The sequence below is a fragment of the Neobacillus sp. KR4-4 genome (genome assembly GCF_042136325.1).
Classification (GTDB): domain Bacteria; phylum Bacillota; class Bacilli; order Bacillales; family Cytobacillaceae; genus Neobacillus.
The window spans coordinates 98,375-109,862 of record NZ_JBHHJU010000003.1 but is presented as its reverse complement, the minus strand read 5'-3'; the positions used below and the strand labels follow the sequence as shown (position 1 = coordinate 109,862).

Here is an 11,488-nt window from a genome sequence, read left to right as displayed (position 1 = left end):
TTATTCCCTCCCTTCAGCGTCGTTTTTGCTTGTAATTTCGTTTAACATCACAGCTATATCATATGTTTCTTTATTTTTATTAAGAAGTTTTTTATTTGAAATTTTAAAGTTAGTTATTTCCATAATTTTATCTGTTTCTCCATTTAATTTTTCATGATAACAATTTAAGATAGTTACAATCGCCTCTGCCGGGTCTGGTGTAAAGAATAGTGGAAACTGGTTTGGTATATAGCTTGGAAGTTCAAGTCCTTGATCCCAAATCGCTGCTATTGCCCCGTTCGAGATTGCATCAGAAAGTTCCCCAGCGTTTTTAGTTAATGATACAAATAATCCTTTAGGCTGTGCTGTGTGAGCTTGGTCGCAAACTGTAACAAATAGCAGGTTATCCTTGACGCCACGACTATTCTTAAATAGACTTACCAAGTCTTTTAAAGCTAAATACATAGCTATCTCCCCTCAATCGCTTCCCGAGCAACTAACCGATCGTCAAAATCGTGAACTTCATTGCCAATAATTTGATAGGTTTCATGACCTTTGCCTGCGATTAAGATTACATCACCTGCTGATGCCTCTCGAATAGCAGTTTGAATCGCTTCTTTGCGGTCAGGGATCATTCGGTATGCTGAACCTTGCACTCCTGCTTCCATGTCCTTCAAAATGGCTAATGGGTCTTCACTTCTTGGGTTATCCGAAGTTAGGATGGGATTTGTGGACCATTGGCAGGCTATTTGAGCCATCAATGGTCTCTTCGTACGATCACGGTCACCACCACAGCCAACTATAACGAAAACCTTTTTCTTAGCAAAATGCTGAACCGTTTTTAATACATTTTCAAGACTGTCTGGTGTGTGGGCGTAATCAACAATAACAGTAAAATCCTGTCCTGCATTTACAAGCTCAAATCTGCCTGATACTCCTTTTACACCTTCGATCGACTGGATAACTGCTTTAATATCAATGCCGGACACAACGGACGCCGCAATACTTGCTAAAACATTATACACACTGAATTTACCAATTAATTGCATTTTAATCGGATATTTTTCCGAATGAACCACAAGCTCGAACTGGGTACCTGAAGAAGTCATTTGAATATTCTTTGCTTGAAGATCAGCTATATTATCGATTCCATATGTAATAACATGTGCAGCAGTCGACCTGCGGTACATATCAGAAGCAGGGTCGTCTGCATTTAATACGGCAAACTTAGGTTTTTTCTGATCAAATGTATTACCCAGCTGGGCAAATAATAAACTCTTAGCACGCTTATATTCATCCATTGTTTTATGATAATCCAAGTGGTCCTGCGTTAGGTTTGTAAACACAGCCACATCATAATCGCAGCCATGTACTCGGCCAAGATCTAATGCATGTGAGGAAACCTCCATTACTGCTATATCAACACCTGCTTCAACCATTTGTCTAAAGGTTTTTTGAAGTGTTAAACTTTCCGGGGTTGTGTTTTTTGTTTCAATCGTCTTTTCAGCTATTTTAGTATACATCGTGCCAATTAGACCTGTTTTTTGATTGGCATCGGAGAATATTTTCTCAATTAAATGGCTGGTAGTTGTTTTCCCATTTGTTCCGGTAATTCCTATTAAGTGCAAGTTTTTCGTTGGCTGTTCATAAAAAGCATCAGCTAGCACTGCCATTGCTCTCGTTGTATCTTTAACAAGAATGACAGGTACATCTAGTAATAACGGACGCTCAGCCAATACAGCAGCTGCCCCGCTTTTTACTGCAGATTCTGCAAAATCATGGCCGTCTACTGTGTATCCCTTAATACAAATAAATAAGCTCCCGCTTTGCACCTTCCTATTATCGTTTTCAATCGAAGTTATTTCTGGATCCTCACCTAAATAAGGAACTAGAAGATGCAAATTCTTAAGCAGCTTTTGTAGCTTCATTTCTCTCAAATCCTCTCATAACCGTACATACATTGACTAATTATCATTTTGAAAATTCTTCTTAAGAAAGTTCCATCTTATTTTACATTAAAACATTTTATTTTGCTATTTAGTAATCAAAGCTTAATGAAAAAATTAGGCGGCGGAAATCATTCCGACCGCCTCTAATTTAATGAATTTTTTAATTGCATTAATCCTCTTTACCAAAATAAAGCCTAATTTTTGACCCTTCCTTAACTTTGGTACCTGCTTCAGGGGATTGTCTAACGACCACATCACCCTCACCACTTGCATCAATCTTTAGATTTATCAGTTGATCCATTAGTTCCATTTTTGTTAAACCTGTGAAATCCGGTAATTTTATTAACGGTGTATCCGGCCATTTCAATTCTTTTTCAATTTGACCCTTTCGAGGTTTAATCCCCATCTGACTCAAACTATCCTTCATAATATTACCAACAATTGGAGCACTGACTGTACCACCGAAGGCTGTAACTCCTTTTGGATTATCAACTGCCACATAGACAACAATTTGCGGATCATCTGCAGGGGCAAATCCAATAAAGGAAACGATAAAGTTATTTTCTAAATATCTCCCGTTTTGTGCTTTCTGGGCTGTTCCGGTTTTTCCGCCAACTCGGTAACCATCAACAAACGCCCTTCCCCCTGACCCCTGGGCAACTACACTCTCAAGGGCATGGCGAATTTCTTTTGAAGTTTCTTCCTTAATTACCCTGCGTTTTTCCACTGGGGAATTTCTCATTACGACTTCGTTTGTAATTGGATCGATGAGCTCTTTTGCAATATATGGCTTATATAAAATTCCGCCATTAATAGCCGCAGATACAGCCGTAACTTGCTGGATAGGTGTTACTGATACTCCTTGTCCAAAGGCTGTAGTTGCTTGTTCAACTGGGCCAACACGGTCTAAATTGAATAATATCCCTGTTCCTTCTCCTTGTAAATCAATACCGGTCTTTTGACCAAAACCAAAATCCTTCACATATTTAAACAATTTTTCTTTCCCGAGTCTTTGTCCCAATTCGACAAATCCAGGGTTGCAGGAATTTTGAACAACCTCTAAAAAGGACTGATCTCCATGGCCCCCTCGTTTCCAGCATTTTAACCTCGCCCCCGCAACCTGAACCGAACCCGAATCATGGAAATGCTCTTTTTCTAAATTCACTTTTCCTTCATTCAAAGCTGCCGCAAGGGTAATAATCTTAAATGTTGACCCTGGTTCGTACGTTGACCATACAGGAAGATTTCGATTATATACCTCTTGAGGAACATTTTGAAAATTAGCCGGATCAAAAGTTGGTCTGCTCGACATGGCTAATATTTCTCCATTATTCGGATTCATTGCAATGGCAACAATCCCATCCGGGTTATATTTTGCGTCCGCGATATCTAACTCTCTTTCTACTATCGTTTGGATTTTTGAATCGATTGTCAGCTTCAATGCGAGACCGTTTGTCGGCTTCTCATAATCATCTGCCATATCGTTCATTCTTTCCCCTTTAGCATTTGCATAAAATTTAACAGAGCCCCGTTCACCACTTAGTTCTTTATCATAATATTGTTCTAGTCCCATCAACCCCTGGTTGTCAACTCCTGCGAACCCAAGAACATGTGATAAATAGCTCCCCATTGGATAATGCCGCTTAGAATCTTCACCAATATAGACACCTTCGAGTCCTAGGGATCTGATTTCCTTGGCCTTCTCATGTGAAATTTTTCTGCCTTCCTTAATCCGAACAATTCTTTCTCTCAGTGTAATATCCCGATAGGCCTTTTCTTTTGACATATTTAAAACGGAGGCAAGCTTTTCCGCGGTTGTTGCCGGGTCTTTAATTTGTCTTGGAACAACCCAGACGGTTGGAGTACTAATATTTGTGGCAAGAGGCACCCCGTTCCTGTCAACAATTTCTCCTCGTTCAGGTTCAAAGGGAATATTACGGCTCCAAGAGTCTTTAGCACCTGCTGTTAACCAATCACCAAGGACAAATTGGACATATCCAAGCCGAATATCAATTATTAAGAAGGTGAGAATACCAATAAATAGTGCAATCATTAATCGTTTACGGACAGTAACATTTGAAACACGCATAGTTTGAACGACCCTCCTTTTTCTATCGTTCATTTATATGCTTGTACTTTTTTTCTTAGAACGCAGGTTTTGGTCATTAGATAGGAAAAATCCCGCTAAGACAGCGGGATTTTCTATTAATCCTGGACTAGATCCTCTGTATTTTCCTCAGTTTGACCTTGAGTATTTGTTTTTTCATTATTTTCCTGTTTCCACTGCTCTTCAGGAGTCTTTAAGTCAACGATTAAAAAATCTCCTTTTTGAACATGTGTTTTCGGTTTAATATTTTGCTGGGTTACAAACCCTTTTCCCTTTGAATTTAACTTCAATCCGGCAATATTCGCTACTTTCATTACATCTCTAAGTGACCAACCTGTCATATCAGGGGCAAATATTTCACCATTTGTTTGTATGATTACCTTCTCACCCTGTAAAACAGTTGTCCCAGACTCTGGTAAATGCCTGACAACCTCTGCTCCTTTTCCAATTACGATAGGTTCAATTCCTTTTCCTTTTAATTCAGCTACAGCTTCAGTAACCGATTTCCCCTTAAAATCTTCTAGTTTATTCAATTGTGCCTCTTCAAGTTGAGAAGGCTTAATGTTCAAGTAATGCAGGCTGTTTTTCATGACTGGGTTAAATATAGCAGAAACAGGTATTGCACCTTGACCAGTTTCAAGCCCCTCTAATTCAGGTTGCTGAACAGCAACATAAACAATTAATTCCGGATCATCCTTTGGTGCCATCCCTAAAAATGAGAACATATAGTTATTAGCACCTTGTAAATACCCGCCATTCGGTCCAGGAATATTAGCTGTTCCCGTCTTCCCAGCGACACTGTATCCATCAATTTTATACCGGCCGCCAGTACCCTTGGGTGAGGTAACAACTGTTTCAAGGATATCCCGAACCTCCTTGGCCGTTTCTTTTGTGATTGGTGTTGAAACAACTTTAGAGGACCCTGATTTAATAACCTCACCTGTATCATGATTGACAATTTTTTTTACCACATGCGGTTTAATCATTTTCCCGCCATTTGCAATGGCTGTTGCTGCTTGAATTTGCTGTATGGGAGTTATTGCAGTGCCCTGCCCGTAAGCCGTCGTAATTTTTTCAATCGGATAGGTAAATTGGATTTTCCCAGATGTTTCGTTGGGAAGGTCAATTCCTGTGGGCTGATCAAAGCCAAACTTTGTTAAATATTCTCGAAACTTTTCAAAGCCAAGCTTCTCTTTAGCTATTTTGGCGAAAGCAACATTTGATGAACGCTGTACCCCTTCAAGATAGGTGATCGGCCCCCATCCCGAGTAATTATGATCATGAATTGCTTTATCCCTTTTCGTTACTTGATATGAACCAGATTGATAGATTTCGTTGGGATTAAACACCTTTTCCTGGACGGCTGCGGCAAGCGTAAAAATTTTCATGGTCGAACCAGGTTCGAATGAAGTTTCAATCGCTTCATTATGCCAGCCGTCTTCAATTCCTTCTTTTGTTTTTGGATCAAAAGAAGGCCGTTGTCCCATTGCTAATATTTCACCGGTTTTCGGATCAGCCACAATCGCAATGATTTTCTCCGGTTTATATTCCTTAGCTGCTTTGTTCATGGCATCTTCTAAAAAGGTTTGAATCTTTTGGTCGATGGTCAAATAAACATCATTCCCATTTTTTGCAGGAGTAATTTTTTCTTTTCCATCCGGAAGTATATAACCCCACAAATCACTTTCAAAATTAATCTTCCCATTTGTACCCGTTAATTCATCATTTAGACTTTTCTCAATCCCCATTTTACCCACTGATTTAATACTTTTGTCCTTTTGTTCAATCCGATCAGCATAACCAACTAAGTGGGAAGCAAATACACCATTAGGATAGAAGCGCTTGGAATCACGGATAAATGTAATCCCTGGAAGTTTAAGTTTTTCAATCTTATTCTTTGTTTCGTGGGTAATATCTCTGCCTGCCTTGCCGAATTCAACCTGAAATTTATGACTTTTTATTCCTTTTGTTAAGATACTGTAAATCTCTAATTCATCCATTTCTAGATACTTTGCCAATTCTTGTGCCGTTTTCTCCGGGTTTTTTACGTGCTGCGGCTTTTTTGAATTTGTTGTCATCTTTTTATCTAAAATAGCAATTAACGTGTAGGCATTTGTATCTTCAGCAATCACTTTACCATTCCGGTCTAAGATATCGCCCCTTAAGGCGGTCAAATTCCCTTCTCTGCTATATTTTTCTTGAGCCTTTGCAGCAAGAGGCTGTCCATCAACTTCACCAGTGATTTGAATTGAAAAATACCTGAAAAGTAAAACAAAAAAGAGCAAACCGAAAAATCCAAATAAAAGGGTTGCTCCTGCATTCATATATGGCTGTTTCTTGTTCATTTCTAATGCACTACCTTGACGTTATTTTCGTTTTTAATTAGGCCCATTTCCTTGGCCTTTTTATAAATTCGATCGTATGCACTTAATTCGCTTACTTGAACCTGCAAATCACTATTTACTTTCTGTTGTTCCGATACCTTAGCTTCCATAATTTGTATATCTTTGTTAACATCATAAATTTTTGCTTGATTTGAAATAATATGAACGGCACCAAAACATACAAATCCAGCAAAGACTATTCCAATAATTTTTTCCCCTGGAGTGAGCCAGGATTTTTTAATAATGACTTGTCTCTTTTGTTGGACTTTCTCCTCCGTGTGTTGCTGTTCTACATTCTTCCTGGCAAGATTACTCAAACTCTTCCCCTCCAGCTTATTATTTATTTTTAAATCTAGTTTTGAATTTCTGAATTTTTCCTTACAGCTTTTCGGCAACTCTTAGCTTAGCAGATCTAGCGCGATTATTTTGCTCTAATTCTTCATCAGATGGAAGGATCGGCTTCCGCGAAATTAACTTTAATATCGGTTTATACTCATCAGGAATGATTGGTAAACCAGGAGGTAAATTAGGAGTTTCACTTGCTTTCTTAAAGGCTGCTTTGCAAATTCTGTCCTCAAGAGAGTGGAAGGTTATAACGCTTATTCTTCCCTCAGGGTTTAACATGTCAATCGCTTGATTTATTGACTGTTCGAACACCGCTAATTCATCATTCACAGCAATTCTGACTGCTTGAAAAACTCGCTTAGCTGGATGTCCACCTTTTCTTCTTGCAGGGGCCGGAATCGCGTCCTTAATCAGTTCAACTAATTCTGCCGTCGTTTCAATTGGTTTTACCATCCTTGCTGCTTCTATTTTACGAGCTATTTGTTTAGAGAACTTCTCCTCACCATAACGAAAAAAGATGCGCACCAAGTCTTCATAGGCCCAATGATTAACCACATCGTAGGCAGAAATATCGGCTTCATTATCCATTCTCATATCTAGTGGTGCATCATGATGATAGCTAAAGCCTCTTTCAGGAGTATCCAATTGCGGAGAAGAAACTCCAAGGTCGTAAAGTACTCCATCCACTTTAACAATTCCTCTATTTTCAAGTTCTTCTTTCAAATACAAGAAATTGCTTTTAATGATTTCTAAACGATCCCCATATTCAGCCAACTTCTCTTTTGCGTGTTCAATTGCAGTTTCATCTTGGTCAAATGCAAATAGTTTACCGCGGGCTCCAAGTTTTGAAAGAATAAGCGAACTATGCCCCGCTCCACCCAAAGTACAATCAACATAAATTCCATCAGGCTTAATATTTAAGCCATTAACAGCTTCCTTTAACAACACAGTTGTATGTTCAAACATGTAGTAACCACCTTTTCCAATCGAACAATATATAACAGAAAATATATTAACATAATTTATCCATTATATATCAAAGCCAATCATATTTTCTGCAATTTCTGCAAAAGATTCTTCTGACTCGGTAAAATAGTCTTCCCAAATCTGTTTGCTCCAAATTTCAATTCGATTGGAAACACCTAAAATTACACATTCTTTTTCCAACTTTGCATATTGCAAAAGTGGTGCAGGGATATTAATTCTTCCTTGTTTATCAAGTTCACTCTCGGTTGCACCTGAAAAGAAGAATCTAGTAAAAGCCCGGGCATCTTTTTTTGTCAGAGGTAAGCCTTTTAATTTCTCTTCAATCAGCCCCCACTCTGATAACGGGTAACCAAACAAACATTGATCCAATCCACGTGTAATGATAAACATTTCACCAAGTTCATCGCGGAATTTGGAGGGCACGATCAGTCGGCCTTTATTATCAATGCTGTGATGGTATTCACCCATGAACATACCCATGACCCCCACTTTCTATTAAAAATGTACCACATTCCCCCACTTTCCACCACCTATTTTTAAACTATTCTTCTTAAAACCATGAAATCCTTTTTTATCCAGAAACTTCACACAAAAAAAAACTTCACTGCTGTGAAGTTTTCTACATTTTTATTACCTTATGCCGACCATCAAATTCAAAGGTACCTGACATTAAGTCATGAATTAAATTCAACCCATATTGATTTAGGTAGTAAAATATATTCCAAACCCTCTCTTGGGGAAAACCATCCGGCCTTAATGACAGATCCACACGATCATATTTTTTAAGGATATTGTCGTGTTTCAACTTTCCGGCCTCATATAATTTAGCTTCCATAAACCCGAGTTCTTTAAGTAAGTAACTTTCATTTTTCTTTAACAATGGTAATAGGCCGCGATCCAACTCAGCTGTCTTACCTTCTATTAATCGGTACTGATTTACTAATTGTTCTTTTGCAAGGGAAAATAGCGAAACCACTTCTTTATCTTTTATTTTTTCAAGAAATTGAATTCTCTCTTTTTCTGTTCCAGTGCTTAATATTTCATTTAAGTTTAAACGTAGTTCAGAAACGTCTGTTTCAACAGATCGATCAAGGAACGTAATGTTTAAACGAGGAACAATAGGGGGCATCTTGATTTGAAAATATTCAAACACTAGTTTTAGTTCTGCCCAGTAAGAAATTTCTCCCGGCCCAGCAATAAAAGCAATAGATGGGAAAAGCCATTCCTGCATTAACGGCCGCGTCACCACATTATTGCTTAATGAGGCTGGATTCTCCTCAGCAAGCTCCACTAATTGTTCTCTTGAAAAGGTGAGAGCCCCATTTTTCCCCACAAAACAATCATTATCACAGTCATATTCAAGTAAAATCCGATCATTCATTTTCTGATCATAGTAGAAAAGGTTCGCATTCCTTTCACTAGCATCAATCGTTACCGGAAAACCCTTTTCATCAATACGCCTTTGTTGTTCCAGTAGCTTGTGTGTAATCATTTCATGGTTAAGGATTTGCTTTTTAAAAAATTCTTTCTGCACCTTCCGAAACTCATTGTTACCTGAGTCAACGATTAATAACCCATAATCCTTGAACAATTCCATAATAATATTTGCAAAAAAATCGACGAAGTTAGTTGAGATGGATACTTGTTTTACAGCAAAAGCTAAAAGTGTATTGGTATGTTCTGTCTCACCAAAATTCTCTATTAAGTTTTGTACCCAAGAAATGCAGACTTCTTTGTTTAACTGAATATCAGAAACCATTTTCTTTTGCAGGACTCTTTCTGGATATGTCCATTTATCAACCTTTTGATTCACAGGTACAAACACATGATTAACCTCTTGGTAATCATGGTCTTCTCCCGCAATCCAAAATACAGGAACCACTGGTACGCCAAGCTGTGCCTCTTTTTGCTCAGCCAATTTAATAATAGAGATTACCTTATGTATTGAATATAGCGGGCCTGTTAAAATACCTGCCTGCTGTCCCCCAATAACGACGAGGCTATTACTTGTTTTAAGTTTATCGATTGACTTTATAACAGCTTCAGACGATGGAAACCGCTTCATAAAGCTCTCAATATGTTCAGCAACCTCTAAGCGAGGAAATGATCGGTTACTAAGTTCAGCAACCCGTTTGGCATCATCGGTTCCATCATTAAACCGGTAATGAAAAAAAGGCTGGATTTCTGGAGATTGTTCCAAATAATTCGAAGCAAACCGATTGGCTGCTGGTAAAGAGAGATTTAAAATCTCCATTCTTGTACTTCCTTTCTGATCACCCAAATTCATTCTGTTAAGAGTATACCACTACCAACTTAATTTGAAAAAACTTTGGCTTATAATTCAGTTGGTAAAAGTAAAAATCAATGCTCGATGAATTAATCCATATAATGTTAAGGTGAGGTAAGCAAGAAGAAACAGGAGAAAATTAAAACGCCAAAAACCCTTTATCACTTTTTTTATGAGAATTTCTTCTTTTACTTTCCAATGAACCAACACAAAAATCATCGCAATTAAAATCATAATTAATATTATTACCCAAAAATATGATTTTTCCCATATAGTTACAATTAAAAAATGAACAGATATTATAAATAGAAATGTTGTAGAATCTAGTGATATATGAACTGCCTTTCGCGTGCTTTTTGTCACGAGTTTCGTGACTATAAAAACAAACAGGAATCCTAAAAATGGTATCGCAAAGAAAACAGAAATGAAATAGGATAGAAAAGTAATCAAGCGTATTCCTCCTTTATCATCTCTTTTCCTTTAATTAAGTAATATAGGTTAGCCACTTGAGGTGACTTCATCCCTTTATGTTCTGCCACTTCTAAAATATATCCCAATATTGCATCCACTTCTGTCATTCTGTGTGCTTCTATATCTTTAAGCATGGAGGAACGATTAGCAGAAGTATTATTACAAATAGTAATAATTTGCTGCAACTGTTCTTCAGTATTATCTAAATTTAAAATCGAAGATACCTCGGAATATAAATTCTTTAGGACCTGAAAATAGTATTCATTTTTTATTAATTTGCCATTTTCCACCTCGAGGATGGCGGTTAATGGATTAATAACGGCATTGACAACTAGTTTACTCTGCAGCATTGTAAAATAATCATCCTTAAAAACAAGTGGAAATTCCAATGGTGCAAAAGAAATACAATCAAACAAAAATGTTGGGTTCCCTTTAAATACAGCCACTTTAGTCACAGCTTCACCATTATGGGAAACGGTATATGAATTTTCCTTCAGCGCTCCGTGCTCAACTGCACCAACAAAAATATTAGTGTTCGGGATGGTTTCAAGCTGTTTTAAATGGCCCATACCATTCTGTAAAAATAAGAGATTGTTAGGAAGAATGGGCAACTGATTTATTTTTTCAATAATTGGCCGAAGTTGATATTGCTTAATGGAAATGATGGTAAGATCCTCAATTCCCTTCCATTCGTTTATTGGCAATGCCTTCGTGTTGGAAATTGTTTGTTCCCCGTTTTTCTTCAGCACAATTCCATATTTATTTATCTCTGTTGCTTGTTCTGGTGTTCTAGTGTATACCGTAACATCTAATATCCTGCTAAAATACGCTGCGAATAGGAGGCCAATTGACCCAGCACCAATAATTCCAACCCTCATGGTAATCCCTCTTTTTTAGTCGTCTTTACCCATATTCTATCAGAAGCTGACGATAGTTTGTTACTAAGAATTAGAAAAAAATTAAGCCCTATTCGACAAAC

Annotated in this window: 10 protein-coding genes; all 10 read right to left on the bottom strand. The window is 37.7% G+C overall.

Features of this window, described 5'->3' with window-relative positions:
• The 10 genes from ACE198_RS04030 to ACE198_RS03985 all read right to left on the bottom strand — a co-directional run bounded on the left by ACE198_RS04030 (nucleotide 1) and on the right by ACE198_RS03985 (nucleotide 11,387).
• Nucleotides 1–444: a hypothetical protein gene (locus ACE198_RS04030; protein ID WP_098572674.1), complete on the bottom strand. Its 444-nt coding sequence runs from the start codon at nucleotides 442–444 to the stop codon at nucleotides 1–3.
• Between the two features lie 2 nt (nucleotides 445–446).
• A complete protein-coding gene (locus ACE198_RS04025; RefSeq protein ID WP_098572673.1) occupies nucleotides 447–1,907 on the bottom strand; it encodes a UDP-N-acetylmuramoyl-L-alanyl-D-glutamate--2,6-diaminopimelate ligase in 1,461 nt (486 codons plus the stop codon).
• Nucleotides 1,908–2,097: 190 nt separating this feature from the next.
• A complete protein-coding gene (locus tag ACE198_RS04020; protein ID WP_098572672.1) occupies nucleotides 2,098–4,017 on the bottom strand; it encodes a stage V sporulation protein D in 1,920 nt (639 codons plus the stop codon).
• A 116-nt stretch (nucleotides 4,018–4,133) separates the two neighbouring features.
• Nucleotides 4,134–6,380, bottom strand: coding sequence for a penicillin-binding protein (locus tag ACE198_RS04015; protein WP_098572671.1), 2,247 nt, complete (start codon nucleotides 6,378–6,380; stop codon nucleotides 4,134–4,136).
• A 2-nt stretch (nucleotides 6,381–6,382) separates the two neighbouring features.
• A complete protein-coding gene (gene ftsL, locus ACE198_RS04010) occupies nucleotides 6,383–6,736 on the bottom strand; it encodes a cell division protein FtsL (RefSeq protein WP_098572670.1) in 354 nt (117 codons plus the stop codon).
• 61 nt (nucleotides 6,737–6,797) lie between these two features.
• Nucleotides 6,798–7,730 (bottom strand): 16S rRNA (cytosine(1402)-N(4))-methyltransferase RsmH, encoded by a 933-nt coding sequence (gene rsmH / locus ACE198_RS04005; protein WP_098572669.1) that lies wholly within the window; start codon nucleotides 7,728–7,730, stop codon nucleotides 6,798–6,800.
• 63 nt (nucleotides 7,731–7,793) lie between these two features.
• Complete coding sequence (mraZ, locus tag ACE198_RS04000; protein WP_098572668.1) at nucleotides 7,794–8,225, bottom strand: division/cell wall cluster transcriptional repressor MraZ; 432 nt, start codon at nucleotides 8,223–8,225, stop codon at nucleotides 7,794–7,796.
• Between the two features lie 145 nt (nucleotides 8,226–8,370).
• Nucleotides 8,371–10,005 carry a bacillithiol biosynthesis cysteine-adding enzyme BshC gene (gene bshC, locus ACE198_RS03995; RefSeq protein ID WP_375374767.1) on the bottom strand — a complete coding sequence of 545 codons (1,635 nt, stop codon included), beginning with the start codon at nucleotides 10,003–10,005 and terminating at the stop codon, nucleotides 8,371–8,373.
• Nucleotides 10,006–10,092: 87 nt separating this feature from the next.
• On the bottom strand, nucleotides 10,093–10,488 hold the full coding sequence (locus ACE198_RS03990) for a DUF3397 domain-containing protein (protein WP_098572666.1): 396 nt from the start codon (nucleotides 10,486–10,488) through the stop codon (nucleotides 10,093–10,095).
• Complete coding sequence (locus tag ACE198_RS03985; RefSeq protein ID WP_375374766.1) at nucleotides 10,485–11,387, bottom strand: 2-dehydropantoate 2-reductase; 903 nt, start codon at nucleotides 11,385–11,387, stop codon at nucleotides 10,485–10,487. Before ACE198_RS03985 ends, ACE198_RS03990 begins: the two co-directional genes overlap by 4 nt.
• Nucleotides 11,388–11,488 lie beyond the last annotated feature (101 nt).